Genomic DNA, 20,958 nt, shown 5'->3' with positions numbered 1-20,958 from the left:
TTCTCCATAAAAAAGCAACGAGCCATCGAAGGCCCGTTGCTCATGATCAACACTCGCTAGGCCGGATCGACAGAGCTTTCTTGATCGATCTTGTGCTCCATGGCTTCGAATGCTTGCAGCAGGTCCTCCTTGAGGTCTTCCAGGTCCTCCAGGCCAAAGCACAATCGGACCAGGCCTTTCTCGATGCCCATGTCCGCTTTTTCCTGGTCCGTCATCGAGGCATGGCTGCCACTGAAGGGCTGGGCGACCATCGACGTCACGCAAGCCATTCCCGTGCCCGTGCCGAACCATTTGAGCGCGCTGGTGAATGTTTTGTAGAAGGGAACCAGATCGGGCCGAATATCAACAAACACGATGCCGCCATAACCGGTTAATTGTTTGCCATCGATTCGTGGGTAATAGACATGCTCAATAAAAGGCAGCTCGCGCAGATAGTTGAGCATGCTTGCTGTGGTCTGGCTGTGTTTCTCCATGCGCAGGTTGAACGTCTGCATGCTTCTGCGCAGCAACCATGCGCTATTGGGGGTTAATATCGTGCCCGAATAAAAGCGACCCTCAAGGAGACGGTTATAAATCGTCTGATTGTTGACCAGAACCAGGCCGCCCATGACATCGCTGTGTCCAGAGAAGTATTTGGTTGCGCTGTACAGTGAGATGTCGGCGCCAAAGTTCAACGGTTTCTGGAAGATCGGCGTGGCCCAGGTGTTGTCAACGACCACCAGCGCCTGGGGGTTGTTTTGCTTGACGGCCCTGCTGACCGCATGAATATCAATGTCCTTCAGGAAAGGGTTGGTCGGTGTTTCGAAAATGACCATGTCGACGTTCGCCGGCAAGGCCTTCAGCCCCTCTTGTGTGGTGAGATCCAGAATCGTCAGGTGCGCGCCGATGCGGGCCGCATACCGCTGGAACAATTTATAAGAGCAGCCATAGATGTATTTGTTGATGACCAGCGAAGCACCCGGTTTCAACAGTTCCAACACCATGTAGATGGCGCTCATCCCGGTGCTGTAGGCCAGGGCATATTCGCTGCCCTCCAAGGACGCGACAACCTGCTCCAGTTCAGTCACATTGGGATTGGCCTTCCTTGAGTAGAAGAAGGCCGAGTCAGCGCTGAAAGCGCTGCACTGATAAATGGGCGTTACCGAAGGACGGGCGTCCCGGTCATCCACCTTGATATGAAGTATTTCAGTCGACACTTTCATGCTTGGCTGACCAGTTTGATGACTTGTTCATACATGTTTTGCTTGCCCTCATAACCAATGGTCGGGGTAATGTCATTTTGCGAAATACCAATTTCTTCAATCGACTCTGTCGGGAAGTGAGCCCTGTCGAATACTTCATGAAGATTCGAATTCACCCCTTTGGGTAGCCAGACCTCAGGACCGGTTTCATCGATGCGAGCCTTGGCAATAATGAATCGATAGCTTTCATGCGGCCGCAGCGTCAGTGATTTCCAATCGCTGTTGTGCCCGTCCGTATAATTACGCCGCAGGTAGACGGTCTGTTCGAAATCTTCGGTATTGAGCACTTGGGCGTGCAGCGACACGATATCCCCATGCCACTCGAACTTTCGCTTCTCGTGAGCGCTCAGTTCATCCTCTGGCAGCTCGACAGTGATGTTGGCTTGGTGTTCGCCCAGTAATTTGAAATGCGCATCGTGCCCGCATTGAGAGCAGCAACCCTTGCTGTCCAGCCCGATGATTTCAGCGTTCAAACCGTAGCGGGTGACGAGCAGGGCGTTACAGTTGTTGCAGCTGGTATTGGTGCCCTCGACATCATTCACGTTGCCCAGATAGACATGCTCGACGCCCATGCTGCGAGCCACCTCCCGTGCCTTGAGCAGCCTGTCCACGGGGGTACGGATGCTGTTGCTCATTTTGTAGTCGGGGTGGAACCTGACGAAGTGCAGCGGTACATTCGGGCCCAGTTCATCGAGTACCCACTGGCTGATTTTCCTGGCCGTTTCCTCGTCATCGCTGATGTCGGTCACCATCAAGGTACTGACCTCAACGTATTTGCCAGCGTCATAGACTTTCTTGATGCCGGCCAGGACTGGCTCTACCCAGCCGGTTGTGACCTTGCGGTAGTACTCCGGGGAAATGGATTTCAGCGAAATCGAAAAAATATCGATGACCGGCAATAACTCATCAATGGCTTCTTCACTGATAAAAAACGCCGATTTATACAGGTTGATCAGGCCCGCTTCCTTGGCCAGCTTCGCCGTGTCGAGGATGAATTCATGCCAGACAACGGGATCGTTATACGTCCAGGAAATGACACGTATTCCGTGCTTGAGTGCGGTTTCCACAACCTGCTCAGGGGTGTAGTAGTAAACATCCTTGTCGGTTACATACTTGGCTTGTGAGGTTTTCCAGTTGTGGCAGTAGCCGCAGTTGAGCATGCAACCGATATTGCCCAGGGACAGGATCCGCTCCCCAGGAGCGAAGTGGAAAACGGCTTCGGTTTCAATCGTTTCTTCTGTGCTATGAACGCCTTTGCCGTAGTTCAATGTAACGAGTCTGCCGCCTCGGTTTCCGCGCACTTTGCAAAAACCTACCTTGCCTTCCTGTATGACACAGTTTCGTGGGGAAAGATGACACTTGACGGCGCCCCCTGGAAGGATTTCTTCCAGTTTTGCCGGGCTGCTTTCCAAGGTCCAGTTTTTATTTTTTGTAGTGTCCATCTCTCACTCCTCATCACGGAAGTTGCTATCGATATCATCGGTTAAAAAAGTCGAGGCGAAATAATCCAGCCGCCATGGACGGCAGTTATCTTCATAGGTATTAGTAAGCGGACGAAGCGCGAATCAATCCATGATTCTTGAGTGAAAAGCGCTTGGCATTCATATTCATGAAGGGTTGAATAAGCGGGCCGATCACTAACAGAAATGCAATCGTTCCCACGCCGAAGGGACCGCCTAACAGCCAACCACTGGAAAAGATGCCAATTTCAATGATCATTTTGGCTTTGGTGAAGGACCAGCCCCATTTGGAGACCATGGTCAGTACCACGAGATCCATGATTCTGATGCCAATACCGCTCATGATGATCAATGCGGAAGAGTAGGCGCACAAGATCAGTCCCGTCGCCAATAACGTGTACTCATTCATTCTGGCGATCAAATACTCTCCGAGTCCCAACCCTGTCCAGAGGTCAATCAACAGGCCTGTCAGCGTAGTTGTAACGAAGGGACTTATCGGCGGGTATTTTTTGTTCCAGAGCATCCACCATGTCAGGAAGAAGAGGGATACGATCGCCGAGCAGATGCCCATGCCAAGCATAAGTATTTTATCGATCGAGATGATCAGGACGTCCAATGGGTCGGTACCCAGTTGACTGATGATGAAACATTTGGCACCCAGCGAAAAGAAACAGACACCCGTCAGGTACATCAGGACCTGATCCTTCTTGAAGCTGCGAAGACTTAGGACTTGCGTGCCAATGTAATGGGCGAAAGAGTATGACTTTTTTCCACACTTTATTTTTTCATCTTCCATGCGAACACCATCCCTGGAGAGAACATTTTATTATGAGTGCGTCACGCTAAAGAGCAGGGCTATTGATTGCCCGGTTCTTTTCAGGTTTTTCAGGCTGGAAATAGACTAGCGCCATGCTTTATTTTGGTGCATGCTTTTTTTAATGAAAAACGCGGGCTTTTCATTAAATTTTATACTTTTAACCGGGGAAAACGCACATGGATCGTATAGACGTCAAAATCCTGGGTAAGGTACAGGACTGTGGTCGCATTTCCATCACAGAGCTTTCCAAGCACGCGGGTCTTTCTATTCCTGCCACCAATGACAGGTTGCGCAAACTGGAAGACTCAGGGGTCATCAAGGGCTATTGCGCTCAGTTAGATCCAACCAAGCTGGGGTATGGCATATCGGCTGTTGTCGGCATCACCACCCTCAAGCCGGCGAAAGCCAAATTGATCGCGACACTCACCGACATACCCGAAGTCGTCGAGTGCCTGCACATCACGGGAAACGATTCCTATCTGATCCGGATCTACGCCCGATCCATGGCTGAGATCGAGGACATCATTGCGAAAATCAATGCGTACGGAGAGACGCGTACCAGCATTGTCCTGTCCATTCCTATCGAGAGAAGAAAGCTCGCCCCGTGAGTCGGGGCGCCTGTCCGGCAGGGTTGGGGAGTGGTCGATCGACAAGGTCGCTCCCCGGCCATGGCTAATTCCGGGACGGATGGGCAAGCCTATGTGGCCAGCGAGACATCCATACGAGTAAGAGCATCATGGCGGCGGGGCAGAGAGTGACCGTCAACAAACCGATGTGCAAATTCGAATGCGCTGAAACAATCCCCACGAGCCATGGAATCAGACTGCACCCGGCATTACCCGCAGCAGTCAGCACAGAGAACATGGTTGCGCCACCTTGAGGGTAGGCATCTGCCGAAATGGCGAGCATCGTTGGCCACAGGCAACTCCCTGAGAAGCCTGCGGCGATGGCGGCGGTTAGCGCGATTGCGGGGTTGGGGGCAAAACTGATCACGAAAAACAGGACGACGGTAACGGCACAGCAGCCCAGCATCAGTGAAACGGCGGGTATTCGCTCGTGCAGCAAGGCGGCGGCCATGCGCCCGAGGGCCATGCCCACTGAAAAACCGGCAAGCGCAAAGCCACCCACTTCTTTCGAATAGCCCAGCCCTTGTTCAGCAAAGGCGGGTAGCCATTGGGACAGACCCGTTTCCGTAGCCCCACCCAGGAAGATCGCGATCATGCAGGCAATGAAATAGGGCTGCCTGATAAGCGTGGGCATGGATTCACGCTGCACGTGCTCCTGTATCAGGGGCGGCAAGGTTAATCGCATGAACAATAGAAAGGTTGCAAGCGGGGCAATGATCAAGCCCAGGGCAACCATGCGCCAGGAAATATCCCACTTCAACGCTATGCTTGCGATCAGCACGGCACTTACCGCGCCGATGCAGAAATACGAATGCAGCCAGTTCATGGCGGCACTCCGGCGTTCGGGTTGTAGGGCTGCGACAATGGGGCTGAGGATCATATCCAGCACACCCGCACCGAAACCCATGATGGCAACGGCCAGTAGCAGGAAGGCATAGGAGGGGGCGAAAGCCATAAGGCCCAGGCCTGCTGCAGTGGTCATCAGTCCAGAGAGAATGATCAGCTTGGCGTTCCCTCTGTCTGCCAATGGCCCGGTGATCAAAATGGCGATTATGAAACTGAGAAACATGACTGCGGGAATTCGTCCCAGTTGCTCCGTTGTCAGCCCTGACGAGGGGCCGAAGGCATCACTGAACGTGGTCAGATAGACCGGCAGAAAATTGAGTGCCATGGCCAGACACATCATGGCGGCATAACAAGCGTAGAGCGCGTGGCGACTAGGGGGGAGCGCAGACAGCATCAGGTATAGAACTCTTGAGATTAGAAACGTGGAGCGCCGTGCTCTTTCCAACAGCCTTCAGTCCATTCAATCTCTGAGAAATGTGCTGCGAAAGATGAATCGCCTGGGCTACTGGCAAAGAAACCGAATTGGACAAGTTCTTCTGCATGAAACAAGTGGAACATCCGCATCATGCAGAACTGTTTCCCGTCAACGGAGTTTTCAAGGAGGAAGTCACTGCCTCTTCGGCTCAGTCGGTAATACATGGTCTGGGTGACACGATCGAAGTCAGCCATGGACCAGTCCGAAAAACCATTGTTGGTCACGACAGAGAACAGTTGTTGAAAACCGTTTTTCTGATACTCGATGCCGCTTTTCATCCAGTTGTCTTTATCTTGATAGATAAGAAGGCCGCATTGGTCAAAGTAGGTATCTGAGGAAAAGGATACCTTGGCTTTCAATGTCCAGTAGCGTTCCTGGCTTGCAACCACGATGGCCGGTGCATTGTCATACTCCAGGCCATAGTAAGTGCCTCGCCAGAAGTCAGTGTCGGGCGAAGTGTGGATAATTATTTCCCGATCGCTGATGGTCGATCGCTCGGGTACGTTAATCCAAGTCCAGTCTGAAATGTTCAGTGTTTTCATATTTTTTATCGCCCGGAAAACCAATGGCTTATTTCACTGTGCTGGTGCACGCATAAATCCGCCGCACTCAGGTTCTGCCGCCCAGAGTTGGGGTTGAGCAAGCCGATACAAAACATGGTGGCGGCCTTTGCCGCCGCCACGCCATGGGCGGAGTCTTCAATCACCACACAGGAAGAGGGCGCAATACCCAAGCGCTTGGCGGCCATGAGAAAAATCTCGGGGTCTGGCTTGCTGTGCTTAACCTCATTGCCACAAACGACTTCATTGAAAAAAGTTCGTAGCCCGGCGTTACGCAAAATCAGTTCAACGAGTTCTCGAGGTGAAGAGGAGGCGACTGCACAGGGTATTCCTGCTTTCTTTAATGCATCGAGAAGTTCTGTCACCCCTGGCATGGGAGGCAAGGGGGTTGAATGTAACACCTCCATTAACTGCCGATGATGCTCCGTCATAAGGCAGTCCAGGGAATCCGCAAGCCCGTATTCGGTTTTGATGGTACTCCACATATGACGCTGCGTAGTGCCTACAAAACGTGACAGTTCTGCCTCATCGAGCACTACGCCATGACGCGAATAAGCGTCTCTTTCCTGTTTCATATAGACGGGCTCACTGTCAACCAGAACGCCATCCATATCAAAAATGAAGCCTTGAATAGCCCGCATCAATGTGCGCTCTGCTGTTTAGGGGCGCGCTTGAAATGCAGAAAGTTATAGTTCGAGCGTGCTTCAAATTCATGCAGCTTGAATGATTTGGTCATTTCAATATCTTGAAAGCCTTCGCCATCTATTAGCGTAGTGGTGTCCGCTCCACCAATAATGATGGGGAGTTGCATGAGCATGATTTCGTCGACCAAGTCGAGGTTGAATACCTGCCAATTCAGTTGGCCGCCACCCTCGACCATGATGTGATTTATTCCGCGGGCTTCCAGCATCGGGAAAAGCTGTTTGAAATCGACGCGTGCGCTGCCCGCAAAAAGTACCTCTTTACCATGGGCGCGGATTTGCTCGATCATCTCGTGGTCACGAGCCTGTTCTGTGGTCGCGATGATCGTTCGCTCGGGAGAACTTAGAATTTTTGCCGACGCTGGAAAGTTCAGCGATGTCGTCGGAATGATGCGAACCGGGTTGCGACCACTCCCGTAGCGATTGGTCAATTGGGGATCGTCGGTGATAATCGTGTTGCGCCCGACCATGATCGCATCGACTTCCCCACGGAATTTGTGAATAAAACGCATGTCCTCATCGTCGAAGTGCTGGAAAAGCGGTTTGCTCGATGCTTCATTGCCGAGCGTCAGTTTGCCGTCAATGGAGATCTGACTAAATACAGTAACTTTCATAAGGCGAGTCCACTTGGAGTACTTGTGAGTTTTAGCGTGACAGGTGCTTGGGATTGGGTGTGAAGACGCTTTTTATCGTGGGGGCGCAAGGATCATTCAACAAACTGTCAAAGACTGCTGAATACGCTTCCAGGGGATAGAGATGGGTGACCAGTTTTCCAAGTTCTGGAAGCCCATGGGCAATACGCAGCGCCAGGGGAAAGTGCTGGTTGTATTCGCCCGCGGCAATGATGCTGATGGCATTGACCAGAAAATGCTTTGCAGGGAGCGAGTATTTGTAGTCCCCGTTAAATCCGAACAGGACAATCCTGCCGCCTCGGCTGACTCTACTGGCGGCGGTTTCGAGCTGATTACCCACGGTATCGATGACGACATCAAATTTTTCTTGGTTTGGCCCAAGGCACTCAAGGTCCCGGGGATGAATGATGTCCAAACCCAAGGAGTGCCCGAATTCAATTCGAAAGGTGTTCAAATCGGTCGCACGGGTATGGACGCCCATGCCGCGCAAGAGTATTTGTGCGACCAGGCTCATTGGGCCCGATCCCAGAAGCAGCACCCGATCTCCCGCCTTGATGGACGCCTGCTCGATGTTGTTCAAGATGCACGCTACGGGTTCAATCAAGACGGCTGTTTCCCAGCTCATGTCGTCCGGGATGCCGTGTACAAAACGCTCGTGTGTGATAAATCGCTCTGCAAATGTACCGTGCTTGTTGACCCCGGCGATGTTCAGGCCCGCATTTGAACCACCACTGCATAGATGGGTTTTGGCTGAGTTGCAGTACGCACAATTGCCGCAATATTCATTGGGGTCTACAACCACGCGCATACCTTTACGCGTGCGGGTAACATCTGTTCCTACATTGACAACGACGCCGACCGCTTCGTGACCACGAACGATTCCCACCTGTCCTTCTTCGCGCCCTGACAATACCGCCAAATCTGTTCCGCAGATGCCGGACAGGACGATTTCTATTTCTACACCATCGGCGGGCAGCGTTTTGAATTCGTCGAGACTCACCAAGCTCAACTTTTGCGCGCTCACTAAACTGATTGCCTTCATATATACATCAGCGCTCTATTTGATTTTTGGATAAAACATGCCAACTAGAGAACTCGCTCCGCTGTACCTGGAGCGGTCCACGGACGAAACCTGTTAATCCATTTGGAAACGGCCGGCATTATGCAAGGCTGGCAGAGTTGGTTTCAGTCTAAAAAGAATTACCGATAACGACATGATGATTCATGTTGTTTCAGCTTGGCGGCCCAGGCGCCGTAAATATGGGGGATGTATTGTTTTTTCTAATCTGGCGGGTGCGAATTTTATTATTTGGATACAAGTGCGCGGGCACAATGGAACTAAAGGAAGTGAGGGCCCCTTTTATCCCTCAAGGCTATGCACCAGGTTTTCAATCGCTTCAAGGGCCGCCTCATCCGGAGGCGGCGCAGCAGGACTTGCACTGCGCATCTGGTACGCGAGACGGTATTCGCTGGGGGTGCAATTGGCGTATTGCTTGAAGGCGCGGGCGAAGTAGGATGGGTCCTTGAAGCCTGCTTCATAACCGATACTGGTGATGGGCATCTGGCTGTTGTCGAGCAGTTCCTTGGCAAAGCTCATGCGTTTGTTCAGCACGTAGTCGGTGAAGCCGAGCCCATTGGCTTCCTTGAACACCCGGCTGAAGCGAAACGTCGTCATGCCACAGCGCTTGGCCAGATCGCGCTGATCGATGCTTTCGCGAAAATGCTGGTCGATGTACAGCATGATGTGGCTGAGGGCCTGGTGCTTCTGGTGTCCTGCGGTCAGGCGGATGCTGTCGGGCAGGGTTGGGGAGTGATCGATCTGCGAGGTCTTTCCCCGACCATTGGCAGTGCGGCGCAGCTCGCACAGTTGCATCACGGCCGTCAGGTAGCGCTTTCTCTCGGCGACAGACAGGGGCAACACCATGTATTCCCAGACGCTGGAGCGCATGGCCCATACCGCCAGTTCTTCGGAGTGCTGCACGGTGAACATGGTGATGGGGATGGTGGGAACGGTTCGCTTGATCTCCAGCAGGCGCCGCAGGCCTGGGGTGTCCGGGCGATCGAAGTGGATGCAGATCATGTCGACCTGTTCCCCGCTGGGCAGCATGGCGTTTTTTGCCAGCGTGCAGTCGCACGCGTCCTGGAACTGGGCGACGAGTTCCTGGGTGGACCGATCATGAGTCAGATCGAACCATAACAGCTTCGGCTTTTCAGTCGGGATTGACGCCATAGGACGACTACTCACAGGTTCTTTCTGCCCTTTAGCTAGCAGTATTGTCACTGTGCTATCACTTCGCCGAATAAATTTTTATAAAAATTCGATCTTTTAGCGTCATCCCTTGCCACGCAATGCTGGCGAGCGCCCGTTTGCGCTGCGGCACGGATGGGTTTTCCGACCTCGCAGCCGTTCTCGCCCCCGCAAAAAAATCCTAGCGATGTGCAAAATCCTCCTAACGGCTATCACCACCTGCTGACTAGGGTTGCATCAGGCAGTTCGCAATGTACTGCCCCTTGAGAAAACAACCCCGATGAGGTGTGCGAAATGACTCTTCAAACAATCAAGGCTTCGGTACTGAAGTTCGCCAAAGATGAAGATGGCCTGACCATTGTGGAATACGCCGTGGCTGGTGGGTTGATCACCGTATTGGTGGCCGCCGCGTTTGTTCTCCTGGGCGGCGCCGTGAACACCAAGATCCGTGCGCTGTGCCAGGCGGTCAACGGCAACGTTGCCTGCTGACAGCAGCCACTTGCGTTGACGGGGACACGGCAACTCTCAAGGAATAACGCTTGCGACTCTTTTGCAGTGAGTACAACGAATAAATCAAATGGACTTCGCGCTGTCCCCTCCAACTTAAGTTCGTAGCAGTACTACTTACGAGCGTGAGGTCCATGCCATGACTCTCCAGACAATAAGTACTTCGATCAGCAAGTTCGCCAAAGATGAAGACGGCCTGACCATCGTTGAATACGCGGTGGCCGGTGGCTTGATCACGGTGTTGGTGGCGGCGGCATTCGTCCTTCTGGGCGGCGCCGTCGATACCAAGATCCGGGCGCTATGCCAGGTCGTCAATAGCAACGTCGCCTGCTAACGAAAACCACTCTAGGGAGACGCATCATGTCCATGGAACTGCTGGTGTCGACGGTACTGCTGCTAGGACTGCTGGGTGTGGCGGTGGTGAGCGATCTGCTTCGCCACCGCATTCCCAACACACTGGTCCTGTTGGGCCTTGCCCTGGGATTGGCCGGCCAGGTCTATACCAACGGGATCGGCGGCTTGGGCGATAGCCTGCTGGGCATGCTGATCTGTTTCGGGCTGTTCCTGCCCATGTACGCCGTCGGTGGCATGGCCGCCGGTGACGTCAAGCTGATGGCCATGGTCGGCAGCTTTCTGCCTTTTCATTACGCACTGTGGGCGGCGCTGTTCAGCCTGATCGCCGGCGGTGTATGCGGTTTCCTGATCGTCCTGGCCCGCGGCCAACTGCTCCAGACCCTGGGGCGCTACTGGCTGATTGTGCGCGCCCAGTCTTATCTGGCGCCGACTTCGGATGAAGTGGCCGGCAAACCCTTTCCTTATTCGATTGCGATCCTGATCGGCACATTGAACAGCGTTTACTGGCAACTGGTCGCCAGCGGCTGGGGAGTCTAGTCATGCACGTCATCAACGATAGCGATGCCTACCCCAGCGAACGGGAAGCGGTGCAACGCCTGGCGCCACAGCCATGCACCATTCGCGACACCGGCCTGACCGACAGTTTCCTGGGTGAGTTGGTATGCAAGCATCTGCACGATGCCGGTGTGCTGGACATGACTCGGCTGGTGGAGCGCCTGGCCTTGACCGGCGCGGTACTGGAAGAAGTCCTGGCGTTCCTGCGCAAGGACGGTCGCGTCGAAGTGCTGGGCCAGTTGGGACAAACGGGCGTGCAGACGCTGCGTTATGGCTTGACTGAACGTGGCCGCAGTTCGGCCCGCGATGCCCTGGCCCGCAGCGGCTACATCGGCGCGGCCCCGTTCCCGGTGAGCACCTATCGCTCGCTGATCAAGATCCAGACCATTCACCATGGTCGCATCACCGCCAAGGACATGCACCAGGCCTTGGCCGGCCTGGTGCTGAGCCAAGGCATGCTCGACCAGCTGGGCGTCGCCCTGAATTCCGGGCGGGCGATCATGATCTACGGCCCTGCGGGCACGGGCAAAACCTATGTCAGCAGCCGATTGATCCGGTTGTTCGCCGAGGCCATCTGGGTGCCCCATGCCATCGTCATCAACGAGTCGGTGATCGAGATCTACGACCCGCAGGTGCATCAGCGCCTGGATGACAACGGCCAAGCGAACAACCTGATGCTCAACGAAGGCATCGACCGCCGGCTGCTGTGCTGCAAACGTCCGATCGTCATCACCGGCGGCGAGCTGAGCATGGAACAGTTGGACGTGCGCTACGACCCGTTCACCCGGCAATACCAGGCGGCGTTGCAGCTCAAGGCCAGCAACGGGCTGTTCATCATCGATGACATGGGCCGCCAGCGCATGGCCCCGGCCGAATTGCTCAATCGCTGGATCGTGCCCATGGAGGAGAAGCGCGACTTCATCAACCTGGGGGGCGGCCGACATTGCGAGCTGCCGTTCGACCTGGTGCTGGTGTTTTCCACCAACCTCAATCCCCTCGAGTTGGCCGACGAGGCCTTCCTGCGGCGCATTGGCTACAAAGTGCAGTTCGGCTACCTCAAGCCCGAGGAGTACGAACGCATCTGGCGCCAGGAGTGCGAACGCCTGGGCATCCCCTACGATCCGCTGCTGGTGCGCTATGTCCTGCAGCGGCTGTATGCAGGCGAAGGCATGCCGCTGGTGCCTTGCCATCCCCGTGACCTGTTGAACATGGCGCTCGACCGCCAGCGTTACCTGGGCGGTTCCGGCCCCCTGTTGCCGCAAGAACTGGAATGGGCCTGGCACAACTACTTCGTTCAGCTCGACTTCCTTTGATCTGGAGATACCGACATGAGCTCTCGTACGCTTCCGCTGATAGGCGTTTCCCTGGTAATGGGCCTTGGTGCCGCATGGATGGCTGACTCCTGGCTGAGCGCGCGACTCAACGCGACCCCCGATGATCACCTGCGAAGCGTGGTGGTCGCCACGGTGGAAATCCCCTTCGGGCAGATGGTCGAGGCCCAGCAAGTCACCACCGTGCGCATGCCCATGGACACGATCCCGGACGATGCCTTCGATTCCAGCGAACAGGCTGTGGGCAAGATTGCCACCTTCGACATCCTGCGCGGCGACATCGTGCGAGGCGCGCGTCTGAGCGAGCACTTGGGCGGCAGCACCCTGGCTTCGCTGATCGCGCCGGACAAGCGGGCCATATCGGTACGCGTGGATGATGTGGTCGGCGTGGGCGGCTTCCTCTTGCCGGGCAACCGGGTCGATGTGTTGGCAACCAAGACCACCAGCGCCGGCAGCAACAGCGCCACGTCGCGGACCATCCTGGAAAACCTGCGGGTGCTGGCGGTGGACCAGACGGCGGGCACCGACAAGACCCAGCCGGTGGTGGTGCGGGCCGTGACGCTGGAAATGTCCGCCAGCGAAGCGGAAGCGCTGGTCACTGCGCAAACCGAAGGCAAGCTGCAATTGGCCTTGCGCAACCCGCTGAACCTGGAGAAAAAGGCCGTGGCCGTTGCCCCGCCAGCCCCTGCGCCGGTCATGGCGGTGGCTGCCGCTGCGCCGCCAAAACCTGTGGTGCAGCGCAGTGCCAAGCCCCAAGGCGGGTCGATCACGCTGATCCGCGGGATTGAAAGCAGCGTGATCAATGTTCGCTGAATAACGCCTCCATGCCAGGCTCTCCCGGGCCGTGGTGATGCCGATCCTCAAATGTTGCAGATGAGGGCTCGATGATGAATGCCAATATCCGGCGCCAGGGAGGGGCGGTGAGTGTTCTGATGGTGATCGCGCTGGTGGCGATTTCCATGATGGCGGCGTTGGCCCTGGATGGCGGGCACATGCTGCTGAACAAGACGCGCCTGCAAAATGCGGTGGATGCCGCCGCCTTGGGCGGTGCCAAGACCCTGAGCCAGGTCAGCGGCGGCATCAACATGGCTAGCACCACCCGCGCGGCGGCCCTGGACACGCTCAACAGGAATGCCAACGCCGCCGGTAACACCGAGTTGGCAACGGCGATTGCTGGCAACCCCGGCGCGTTTGCCGTGGTGGAGTTGTCCAGCAGCGTCTACGGCCCGTTCTCCTACCCAGGACCTACCGATGCCAAGTACGTACGGGTGTCGGTGTCCAGCTATCAATTGAGCGGGTTTTTCTGGAGCTTCGTGCAAACGATGGGCAGCGCTGGCTTGGGTAACAAGCGAGTCGCGGCGATTGCCACTGCCGGGCCCAGTCCGACCTCGCCTTGTGACCTGGCGCCGTTGATGGTTTGTGGCGATCCCACTCAATACAACCCCGCCGCCGGCAACTTCTGGGGGTATCAATTTGGCGACCTGGAAGTCTTGAAAACCGCTGCGGGGAACACATCACCCATCGGCCCGGGCAACTTCCAGTTGCTGGATTTCGGCTCAGGCGGCAGTGCAGTCCGTGAAGACCTGGCCGGCGGTGGCTCGGTTTGCCGCAATGTCGGGGATAACGTCCAGACTGCGCCAGGCAATAAAGCCGGCCCGACCTCCCAAGGCTTGAACACTCGCTTTGGTATCTACAACGGCCCGGTCAGTTCTTCGGACTACCCACCGGATCTGGTCACGGCCTCAGGCACCCCGGCGATCACCTACAACGATGCACTCTCCCAGGCGCAATACAAAGGCAAAGCCGTCACGTCGAGCAACGGCGACCTCTCGGCGGGCGGCGAGGCAATACAGGACTACAACGACTGGCGGGCCAAGGTTGCCGCCTGCGTGGCGGGAGGCGCCAGCGGCTGCCAAAGCAACGGGGTTTTCGAGCGTCGGATGCTGAAGATCGTGATTGGCAATTGCACCGGTAAGCAGGGCGGTTCCACCTCGATTCCGGTTCTGGGATTCGGTTGCTATTTCGTTGTGCAGCCGGTGGATGGCGGGGGCTCGGACTCCTTGGTTTTCGGCCAGTTCGTCCAGGAGTGCGAGGGCGACAACGTACCCGGTCCCACGCCGTCTACCGATTCGGGCCCACAGATCATCCAGCTCTACAAAACCTACCTCAACGGCAGCGGCACTCCGAGTACCGACTCGTAGGAGGCGTCATGGGACTTTCTCATTTCAAACCGGCGCAAGCCCAGCGAGGCGTGGCCCTGGTGGAGTTCACCCTGGTGCTGCCGTTGCTGCTGTTGTTGCTGCTGGCCTTCGGCGAGTTCGGCCGCATGCTCTACCAGTACAACGTACTACTTCAGGCCAGCCGCGATGCCGACCGCTTCGTCGCCAGCCAGGCGTGGAACGCCACTCTCGGCGGTATCACGTTGAACAACACGCTACTGACCCAGACGAAAAACGTCGCGGTGTATGGCGTGCCCAGTGCTGCCGGCACCGCTGTGGTGTCAGGGCTGACCACGGCTAACGTGCAGGTCGCCGCCGAGGGCATCGATCATGTGCGCGTCACCATTACCTACACCTTTTGCCCGGTGATCGGTGCGGGTAACTGCACCGGGTCGATTCCAGGATTTTTCGGCAATGCCATTCCGCTGGGCATCCAGTTGGTCGCGACCACCGTCATGAGGGCGCTGTGATGAACCATAAACACATGCGCGGCACCTACATCGTGGAGTTTTCCTTCGTGGGCTTACTGGTGTTCATCCTGTTGTTCGGTGTGGTGGAAATGGGCCGGCTGTACTTTACGGTCAACGCGCTGGATGAAGCGGCACGGCGTGGGGTGCGCCTGGCGGCGGTGTGCAATATCAGCGATCCGGTGGTGTTGCGCCGGGCTATCTTCAACGCCGCGACGGACGCCGGTACCAGCCAACTGATCACCAGCCTGGCGACCTCGAACCTGGCGCTGACTTACCTGGACGTCAATGGCGCCGTGGTGGCGAACCCCGCCGATACATCCGGCAGCACGGGCTTTCGTGCCGTCCGCTATGTCCGGCTGAGCGTGCAGAACTTCGTTTTCAACCTGTTCATTCCCGGCTTAGGCGTGCCCATTACCTTGCCCACCTTCAGGGCAACCTTGCCACGCGAAAGCCTTGGGCGTCATTCCGATTCCGGGGAGATCACACCATGCTGAACACCAGGGAAACTCCGCTTTCGACCACGACTGGCAGAGCCGGGCTGCGGATACTGATCAGCAGCCGCGATGCCACGGCCCTGCGCGACCTGCAATGCGTCTGCCAACGTATGCCTGGCCTTGAGGTCAGTACACGCCTGGTCAGCAATGGGCATGTCGACCCGCTCTACGGCCTGGAGCGCATGCCCGACCTGCTGCTGCTTCGCGTCAGCCACCTGTGGCGCGAAGAACTGTCGGCATTGTTGCAGCGTCCGGCCCATGAACGTCCACCGATGCTGGTGTGTGGTCCTTTGGGCGAGCAGGAGGGCATGCGTCTGGCGATGCAGGCCGGCGCTCGGGATGTACTGCCCGAACCCGTCGCCGATACGGAATTGGTCGCGGCGCTCAATCGCCTGGTGATGGAAGTCCGCCTCGGCAGCGGGAACGAAGGGAAGCTGGTCGCGGTGATCAGCGCCAAGGGCGGCTCAGGCGGGACCTTGGTAGCGTGCAACCTGGCCCAGCAGCTCAGCGCTCGAGCGGGCAATACCTTGTTGCTGGACATGGACCTGCAATTTGGCAGTGTGACCCATTACCTGGACGTGGCGCAGTCCCACAGCCATCTGGAAGTGCTGCAGCAGATCGACGACATGGACAGCGTCGCGCTGCGGGGTTTTTGCAGTCACTTCAGTCCGACCCTGCACATACTCGGTGGCCGGGCTGGCGAATTGTGCTTGCCCCAGGACGCCCAACCCGAACAGCTCGATGCCCTGTTGCAACTGGCCCGTGCCAGTTATGACTGGGTGGTGGTGGACCTGCCGCGGCAGATCGATCACCTCACCGGCTCGGTGCTGGAGCAGGTGGACCGGGTGTACGTGGTGGTGCAACAGAGTGTCAGCCACCTGCGCGACGCCAGCGCCCTGGTGCGGATCCTGCGCGAAGACCTGGGCGTGCGCGGGGACCAGTTGCAGATCGTGATCAACCGTTATGACAAGAACGCCGCCGTCAGCCTCAAGGACATCGGCGAGGCCCTGCGTTGCGCGAACCTGTCGAAATTGCCCAATGACTTCAACCTGGTCAGCCAGAGTCAGAACACTGGCGTGCCGTTGGGGCTACATGCGCCGAAGGCGGCCATCACCGCCGCCTTGCGCGATTTGACCGAAGACCTGGTCGGTCACCAGATGGCCACAGACAAGGGCCTGCTTAAACGTGCCTTCAACCGTTTTTTCGGGGGATGACCCATGATCAGCGACTTTCGTAACCGCTTGCGCAAACAGCCCGCCAAACCTGGCGCTTCAGTCGGTACCCAGCCCGGCGACGGCCTCCCGGACCCGACAGACGCGTTGATGGCCTGGGAGCAGGCCATCCCGGATGTGCTCTACGAAACCCGCAGCCAGGTCACGCCGGTGGAAGCCGAATGGCGGGAAAAGATCTACCAGCAACTGCTCAAGGTCATGGACCTGTCGTTGCTCGATGCCCTTGAACAAGTCGAGGCCGCGCGGCAGATCCGCGATATCTGCCAGCGCCTGCTCGAGGAGCATTCGGCGCCGGTGAGTACCGCCAGCCGACAGTTGATCATCAAGCAGATCACCGACGAAGTGCTCGGCCTCGGGCCGCTGGAACCGCTGTTGGCCGACCATAGCGTGTCCGACATCCTGGTCAACGGGTTTGCCTCGGTCTATGTCGAACGCTTCGGCAAGCTGCAACGTACCGATGTGCGTTTTCGCGACGACCAGCATTTGCTGAACATCATCGACCGCATCGTGTCCAGCCTGGGACGCCGTATCGACGAATCCTCACCGTTGGTGGACGCCCGGCTCAAGGACGGTTCGCGGGTCAACGCGATCATTCCGCCGCTGGCCATCGACGGTCCGAGCATGTCGATCCGGCGTTTCGCCGTGGACCTGCTCAACACCGACAGCCTGATCCAGGTCGGCACCATGACCCCGGCCATTGCCTTGCTGCTCAAGGCCATTGTTCGCGGTCGCCTGAACGTGCTGATCTCCGGCGGGACCGGCAGCGGCAAGACCACCATGCTCAACGTGCTCTCCAGTTTCATTCCCCATAACGAACGCATCGTCACCATCGAGGATTCGGCCGAGTTGCAACTGCAGCAGCCCCACGTGGTACGCCTGGAGACCCGGCCTTCGAACATCGAGGGGCGCGGCGAGGTGAGCCAGCGGGAACTGGTTCGCAACAGCTTGCGCATGCGTCCGGACCGCATTGTCATCGGCGAGGTGCGCGGTGCCGAGGCGCTGGACATGCTCACGGCGATGAACACCGGCCACGACGGCTCCCTGACCACCATTCACGCCAACACAGCACGGGATGCCCTGGGGCGAATCGAGAACATGGTGTCGATGACCGGGGCGACTTTTCCGATCAAGGCCATGCGTCAACAAATTGCCTCGGCCATCGATGTGGTGATCCAACTGGAGCGTCAAGAAGACGGCAAGCGACGCGTGGTGAGCATGCAAGAGATCAATGGGATGGAAGGGGAGGTCATCACCATGACCGAAATTTTCTCCTTCGTGCGCCAAGGCATCGGCGAGCACGGCGAGGTGCTCGGGGAATATCGGCCCAGCGGCATGATCCCGGCCTTCCGCGATGTGCTGGCCAAACGTGGCATCGAGTTGCCGCTGACCTTGTTTCGCCCTGAGTGGATGGAGGGCCGGTCGTCATGAACAATATTCCCGGCGAGTTCATCCTGATTTTCCTTGGCATGGTGTTCATTGCCGTGTTCCTGCTGTCCCAGGGTGTGGTGGTGCCGGTGTTCGGCGAGGCCGGCAAGATGCGCAAGCGCATTCGCGGGCGTCTGCATGTGCTGGAGAAGGCCAACCACTTGCCCAACATGCAGACCGTGTTGCGGCAGAAATACCTGACGCGCCTGTCGCCCCTGGAAGCCCGTCTGGAACAACTGCCGTTCATGGCCAACCTGACGCAACTGATCGAGCAGGCCGGTCATGAATACCGGGCTTATCGGGTCATGCTGCTCGGTCTGATCCTGGGAGTGGCGGCCGGTGCCCTGGTGCTGATGGTCTCGCCGGTCTGGTGGATGGCGCTGCTGGCGGCATTTGCGGTGACCTGGGTGCCGGTGTTGAAGATCCTGCGTGACCGCAGCAAGCGTTTCGCCGCGTTCGAAGAGGGTTTGCCGGATGCGCTGGACGCCATGTGCCGGGCCTTGCGCGCCGGCCACCCGTTCAACGAAACCCTGCGTCTGGTCGCAGAGGAGCACAAGGGGCCGGTCGCCCAGGAATTCGGCATGACGTTTTCCGACATCAACTATGGTAACGACGTGCGCCGGGCCATGCTCGGTCTGTTGGAGCGCATGCCGAGCATGACGGTGATGATGCTGGTGACCTCGATCCTCATCCACCGCGAGACCGGCGGCAACCTGACCGAAGTGCTGGAGCGCCTGAGCCGCCTGATTCGTGGACGTTTTCGTTTCCAGCGCAAGATCAGGACGCTGTCGGCGGAAGGGCGCATGTCGGCCTGGGTGCTGGTGGCGATCCCGTTCGTGCTGGCGATCGCCATCGTGCTCACCAGCCCCAGCTACATGCCGGTGCTGATCAATGACCCCATAGGGCACAAGCTGATCATCGGCGCGTTCTGCGCCATGTTGATCGGGATTTTCTGGATAAGAAAAATCATCCGGATCCAGGTTTAAGCGCTGTCGCGCCGAGAGGTTTCAGTCATGGACTTTTTGCTCGGATTGTTGAGTCGGTTTACCGGTAACGAAGAACTGGCGCGCCTGTTGTTCATTGCCGCGATTGGCCTCAGTACAGTGCTGGCGGCCGTCGCGCTCCTGCTATTGTTGCTGGGCCTGCAGGATCCGGTGCAGCGGCGCCTGGCGCTGATCAAGCGTGGTTACGGTGGCAATACCGGGCAAGAGGCGCCCAGTAACCTGCAGCTCTTGTTGGAACGGGTCGGTCAGCGCTTTGCCTCGACCGACCAAGCCCACACGTCCGCTACCCAGACTTTGTTGACCCACGCCGGTTACCGCTCTGCCTCGGCGGTGCAGATGTACTGGGCCGTGCGCCTGATGTTGCCGTTGTTGCTGGTCGGCGTTGCGTTGTTGCTGTTGCCGATGGTCAAGGTTTCAGTGGTCATCGGCCTGTTGGCGGTGACCCTCGTGGCAGGCATTGGCTGGTTGCTGCCGGCGATCTATGTCGGCAAACGCAAGCAGGCACGACAAGGCCGGTTGCGCGCCGCGTTCCCGGATGCATTGGACCTGATGGTGGTCTGCGTCGAGTCGGGCCTGGCCCTGCCCACGACGATTGAACGGGTGGCTGAAGAAATGTCGGTCAGTCAGGTTGAGTTGGCTGAGGAGCTGGCGCTGGTCAATGCGCAGATCCGGGCGGGCATCACCAGCACCGAGGCGCTCAAGCAATTGGCCGTGCGCACCGGCCTGGAGGATATCCAGGGGCTGGTCAGTCTGCTGGCGCAAAGTATCCGTTTTGGTACCAGTGTGGCCGATACCCTGCGCATCTACGCTGATGAGTTTCGTGATCGGCGGACCCAGGCGGCGGAAGAAATGGGGGCCAAGATAGGCACCAAGCTGATCTTTCCGTTGATCTTTTGCCTGTGGCCGAGTTTTTTCCTGGTCGCCATTGGTCCGGCCATGATTGGTGTGTTCAGGGCTTTTGGGAATATGTAGAACACGCAGCGCTTATTGTGGGAGCGAGCTTGCTCGCGATAGCGGTTTGACAGTCAATGAAGGTGTTGAATGTCGGTCCGTCATCGCGAGCAGGCTCGCTCCCACGGTTGATTTTGGGTGTTCAGGAGACTTGTGTTCACCGCAGGCCCATTGTGGGAGCGAGCTTGCTCGCGATAGCGGTGTGACAGTCAATGAAGGTGTTGAATGTGGGGCCGTCATCGCGAGCAAGCTCGCTCCCACGGTTGATCTTGGGTGTTCAGGAGACTTGTGTTCACCGCAGGCCCATTGTGGGAGCGAGCCTGCTCGCGATAGCGGTTTGACAGTCAATGAAGGTGTTGAATGTCGGTCCATCATCGCGAGCAGGCTCGCTCCCACGGTTGATTTTGGGTGTTCAGGAGACTTGTGTTCACCGCAGGCCCATTGTGGGAGCGAGCCTGCTCGCGATAGCGGTGTGACTGTCAATGAAGGTGTTGAATGTCGGTCCGTCATCGCGAGCAAGCTCGCTCCCACAGTTGATCTTGGGTGTTCAGGAGACTTGTGTTCACCGCAGGCCCATTGTGGGAGCGAGCCTGCTCGCGATAGCGGTGTGACAGTCAATGAAGGTGTTGAATGTCGGTCCGTCATCGCGAGCAGGCTCGCTCCCACGGTTGATCTTGGGTGTTCAGGAGACTTGTGTTCACCGCAGGCCCATTGTGGGAGCGAGCCTGCTCGCGATAGCGGTTCGACAGTCAATGAAGGTGCTGATCGTGAGGCCGCCTTCGCGAGCAAGCCCGCTCCCACAGGTTCAGG

General features: G+C 57.3%; 22 protein-coding genes. 13 read left to right on the top strand and 9 right to left on the bottom strand.

The window, feature by feature from the left end:
• Positions 1–56: 56 nt before the first annotated feature.
• The 3 genes from PBDP_RS21380 to PBDP_RS21370 form a co-directional block, all read right to left on the bottom strand.
• Positions 57–1,202 carry a trans-sulfuration enzyme family protein gene (locus tag PBDP_RS21380; protein WP_116833168.1) on the bottom strand — a complete coding sequence of 382 codons (1,146 nt, stop codon included), beginning with the start codon at positions 1,200–1,202 and terminating at the stop codon, positions 57–59.
• The gene (gene amrS, locus PBDP_RS21375) at positions 1,199–2,683 is read right to left on the bottom strand and encodes an AmmeMemoRadiSam system radical SAM enzyme (RefSeq protein ID WP_109754429.1); all 1,485 of its coding nucleotides are present in this window, start codon (positions 2,681–2,683) and stop codon (positions 1,199–1,201) included. Before amrS ends, PBDP_RS21380 begins: the two co-directional genes overlap by 4 nt.
• Positions 2,684–2,783: 100 nt before the next feature.
• Positions 2,784–3,497, bottom strand: a complete 714-nt coding sequence (locus PBDP_RS21370) for a YczE/YyaS/YitT family protein (RefSeq protein ID WP_109754428.1) — start codon at positions 3,495–3,497, stop codon at positions 2,784–2,786.
• Positions 3,498–3,694: 197 nt separating this feature from the next.
• Here PBDP_RS21370 and PBDP_RS21365 point away from each other — a divergent pair, with 197 nt between their 5' ends.
• The gene (locus PBDP_RS21365) at positions 3,695–4,126 is read left to right on the top strand and encodes an Lrp/AsnC family transcriptional regulator (protein ID WP_060741195.1); all 432 of its coding nucleotides are present in this window, start codon (positions 3,695–3,697) and stop codon (positions 4,124–4,126) included.
• Between the two features lie 64 nt (positions 4,127–4,190).
• Here PBDP_RS21365 and PBDP_RS21360 read toward each other — a convergent pair whose 3' ends face one another.
• From PBDP_RS21360 to PBDP_RS21335, 6 genes are all read right to left on the bottom strand, one after another.
• Positions 4,191–5,327, bottom strand: coding sequence for an MFS transporter (locus PBDP_RS21360; RefSeq protein ID WP_269154701.1), 1,137 nt, complete (start codon positions 5,325–5,327; stop codon positions 4,191–4,193).
• A 77-nt stretch (positions 5,328–5,404) separates the two neighbouring features.
• Positions 5,405–6,007, bottom strand: coding sequence for a DUF1349 domain-containing protein (locus PBDP_RS21355; RefSeq protein ID WP_109754426.1), 603 nt, complete (start codon positions 6,005–6,007; stop codon positions 5,405–5,407).
• A 5-nt stretch (positions 6,008–6,012) separates the two neighbouring features.
• A complete protein-coding gene (locus tag PBDP_RS21350) occupies positions 6,013–6,666 on the bottom strand; it encodes an HAD family hydrolase (protein ID WP_109754425.1) in 654 nt (217 codons plus the stop codon).
• Entirely contained in the window at positions 6,666–7,340 is a 675-nt protein-coding gene (locus tag PBDP_RS21345) for a dihydrofolate reductase family protein (RefSeq protein WP_109754424.1), read from the bottom strand. The genes PBDP_RS21350 and PBDP_RS21345 overlap by 1 nt, the downstream gene beginning before the upstream one ends.
• A 31-nt stretch (positions 7,341–7,371) precedes the next feature.
• Entirely contained in the window at positions 7,372–8,400 is a 1,029-nt protein-coding gene (locus PBDP_RS21340; RefSeq protein ID WP_109754423.1) for a zinc-dependent alcohol dehydrogenase, read from the bottom strand.
• 318 nt (positions 8,401–8,718) lie between these two features.
• Positions 8,719–9,588, bottom strand: a complete 870-nt coding sequence (locus PBDP_RS21335) for a response regulator transcription factor (protein WP_109754422.1) — start codon at positions 9,586–9,588, stop codon at positions 8,719–8,721.
• A gap of 312 nt (positions 9,589–9,900) precedes the next feature.
• On the opposite strand from PBDP_RS21335, the gene PBDP_RS21330 reads away from it, so the two are divergent.
• The 12 genes from PBDP_RS21330 to PBDP_RS21275 all read left to right on the top strand — a co-directional run bounded on the left by PBDP_RS21330 (position 9,901) and on the right by PBDP_RS21275 (position 20,169).
• Entirely contained in the window at positions 9,901–10,095 is a 195-nt protein-coding gene (locus PBDP_RS21330) for a Flp family type IVb pilin (RefSeq protein WP_008070254.1), read from the top strand.
• A 157-nt stretch (positions 10,096–10,252) separates the two neighbouring features.
• Positions 10,253–10,447, top strand: a complete 195-nt coding sequence (locus PBDP_RS21325) for a Flp family type IVb pilin (RefSeq protein ID WP_109754421.1) — start codon at positions 10,253–10,255, stop codon at positions 10,445–10,447.
• Between the two features lie 26 nt (positions 10,448–10,473).
• Positions 10,474–11,004: an A24 family peptidase gene (locus PBDP_RS21320; protein ID WP_212801283.1), complete on the top strand. Its 531-nt coding sequence runs from the start codon at positions 10,474–10,476 to the stop codon at positions 11,002–11,004.
• Between the two features lie 2 nt (positions 11,005–11,006).
• A complete protein-coding gene (locus PBDP_RS21315; protein WP_109754419.1) occupies positions 11,007–12,335 on the top strand; it encodes a DUF8689 domain-containing protein in 1,329 nt (442 codons plus the stop codon).
• A gap of 15 nt (positions 12,336–12,350) precedes the next feature.
• Positions 12,351–13,166, top strand: a complete 816-nt coding sequence (gene cpaB / locus PBDP_RS21310) for a Flp pilus assembly protein CpaB (protein WP_109754418.1) — start codon at positions 12,351–12,353, stop codon at positions 13,164–13,166.
• Between the two features lie 71 nt (positions 13,167–13,237).
• Positions 13,238–14,554, top strand: a complete 1,317-nt coding sequence (locus tag PBDP_RS21305) for a TadE/TadG family type IV pilus assembly protein (protein ID WP_109754417.1) — start codon at positions 13,238–13,240, stop codon at positions 14,552–14,554.
• A gap of 8 nt (positions 14,555–14,562) precedes the next feature.
• A complete protein-coding gene (locus tag PBDP_RS21300) occupies positions 14,563–15,042 on the top strand; it encodes a TadE/TadG family type IV pilus assembly protein (protein ID WP_109754416.1) in 480 nt (159 codons plus the stop codon).
• Positions 15,042–15,536 (top strand): TadE/TadG family type IV pilus assembly protein, encoded by a 495-nt coding sequence (locus PBDP_RS21295; protein ID WP_109754415.1) that lies wholly within the window; start codon positions 15,042–15,044, stop codon positions 15,534–15,536. The genes PBDP_RS21300 and PBDP_RS21295 overlap by 1 nt, the downstream gene beginning before the upstream one ends.
• Positions 15,530–16,750, top strand: a complete 1,221-nt coding sequence (locus PBDP_RS21290; RefSeq protein ID WP_116833162.1) for an AAA family ATPase — start codon at positions 15,530–15,532, stop codon at positions 16,748–16,750. Before PBDP_RS21295 ends, PBDP_RS21290 begins: the two co-directional genes overlap by 7 nt.
• A 3-nt stretch (positions 16,751–16,753) precedes the next feature.
• The gene (locus PBDP_RS21285; protein WP_212801282.1) at positions 16,754–18,196 is read left to right on the top strand and encodes a TadA family conjugal transfer-associated ATPase; all 1,443 of its coding nucleotides are present in this window, start codon (positions 16,754–16,756) and stop codon (positions 18,194–18,196) included.
• On the top strand, positions 18,193–19,179 hold the full coding sequence (locus PBDP_RS21280; protein WP_109754412.1) for a type II secretion system F family protein: 987 nt from the start codon (positions 18,193–18,195) through the stop codon (positions 19,177–19,179). Before PBDP_RS21285 ends, PBDP_RS21280 begins: the two co-directional genes overlap by 4 nt.
• Positions 19,180–19,206: 27 nt before the next feature.
• Complete coding sequence (locus tag PBDP_RS21275) at positions 19,207–20,169, top strand: type II secretion system F family protein (RefSeq protein WP_109754411.1); 963 nt, start codon at positions 19,207–19,209, stop codon at positions 20,167–20,169.
• Positions 20,170–20,958 lie beyond the last annotated feature (789 nt).

This window comes from Pseudomonas sp. St290, assembly GCF_018325805.1.
Taxonomy (GTDB): Bacteria; Pseudomonadota; Gammaproteobacteria; order Pseudomonadales; family Pseudomonadaceae; genus Aquipseudomonas; species Aquipseudomonas bijieensis.
This window is presented reverse-complemented; position numbering and strand designations above follow the sequence as displayed.

Excerpts from the sequence above, each read along its gene's own strand:
- PBDP_RS21350 (WP_109754425.1), bottom strand. The coding sequence starts at position 6,666 with ATGCGGGCTATTCAAGGCTTCATTTTTGATATGGATGGCGTTCTGGTT.
- PBDP_RS21335 (WP_109754422.1), bottom strand. The coding sequence starts at position 9,588 with ATGGCGTCAATCCCGACTGAAAAGCCGAAGCTGTTATGGTTCGATCTG.
- PBDP_RS21295 (WP_109754415.1), top strand. The coding sequence starts at position 15,042 with ATGAACCATAAACACATGCGCGGCACCTACATCGTGGAGTTTTCCTTC.
- PBDP_RS21370 (WP_109754428.1), bottom strand. The coding sequence starts at position 3,497 with ATGGAAGATGAAAAAATAAAGTGTGGAAAAAAGTCATACTCTTTCGCC.
- PBDP_RS21355 (WP_109754426.1), bottom strand. The coding sequence starts at position 6,007 with ATGAAAACACTGAACATTTCAGACTGGACTTGGATTAACGTACCCGAG.
- PBDP_RS21340 (WP_109754423.1), bottom strand. The coding sequence starts at position 8,400 with ATGAAGGCAATCAGTTTAGTGAGCGCGCAAAAGTTGAGCTTGGTGAGT.
- PBDP_RS21275 (WP_109754411.1), top strand. The coding sequence starts at position 19,207 with ATGGACTTTTTGCTCGGATTGTTGAGTCGGTTTACCGGTAACGAAGAA.
- PBDP_RS21305 (WP_109754417.1), top strand. The coding sequence starts at position 13,238 with ATGATGAATGCCAATATCCGGCGCCAGGGAGGGGCGGTGAGTGTTCTG.
- PBDP_RS21280 (WP_109754412.1), top strand. The coding sequence starts at position 18,193 with ATGAACAATATTCCCGGCGAGTTCATCCTGATTTTCCTTGGCATGGTG.
- PBDP_RS21290 (WP_116833162.1), top strand. The coding sequence starts at position 15,530 with ATGCTGAACACCAGGGAAACTCCGCTTTCGACCACGACTGGCAGAGCC.
- PBDP_RS21320 (WP_212801283.1), top strand. The coding sequence starts at position 10,474 with ATGTCCATGGAACTGCTGGTGTCGACGGTACTGCTGCTAGGACTGCTG.
- PBDP_RS21360 (WP_269154701.1), bottom strand. The coding sequence starts at position 5,327 with ATGTGTCTGGCCATGGCACTCAATTTTCTGCCGGTCTATCTGACCACG.
- PBDP_RS21325 (WP_109754421.1), top strand. The coding sequence starts at position 10,253 with ATGACTCTCCAGACAATAAGTACTTCGATCAGCAAGTTCGCCAAAGAT.
- cpaB (WP_109754418.1), top strand. The coding sequence starts at position 12,351 with ATGAGCTCTCGTACGCTTCCGCTGATAGGCGTTTCCCTGGTAATGGGC.
- PBDP_RS21365 (WP_060741195.1), top strand. The coding sequence starts at position 3,695 with ATGGATCGTATAGACGTCAAAATCCTGGGTAAGGTACAGGACTGTGGT.
- PBDP_RS21315 (WP_109754419.1), top strand. The coding sequence starts at position 11,007 with ATGCACGTCATCAACGATAGCGATGCCTACCCCAGCGAACGGGAAGCG.
- PBDP_RS21345 (WP_109754424.1), bottom strand. The coding sequence starts at position 7,340 with ATGAAAGTTACTGTATTTAGTCAGATCTCCATTGACGGCAAACTGACG.
- PBDP_RS21380 (WP_116833168.1), bottom strand. The coding sequence starts at position 1,202 with ATGAAAGTGTCGACTGAAATACTTCATATCAAGGTGGATGACCGGGAC.
- PBDP_RS21330 (WP_008070254.1), top strand. The coding sequence starts at position 9,901 with ATGACTCTTCAAACAATCAAGGCTTCGGTACTGAAGTTCGCCAAAGAT.
- PBDP_RS21300 (WP_109754416.1), top strand. The coding sequence starts at position 14,563 with ATGGGACTTTCTCATTTCAAACCGGCGCAAGCCCAGCGAGGCGTGGCC.
- amrS (WP_109754429.1), bottom strand. The coding sequence starts at position 2,683 with ATGGACACTACAAAAAATAAAAACTGGACCTTGGAAAGCAGCCCGGCA.
- PBDP_RS21285 (WP_212801282.1), top strand. The coding sequence starts at position 16,754 with ATGATCAGCGACTTTCGTAACCGCTTGCGCAAACAGCCCGCCAAACCT.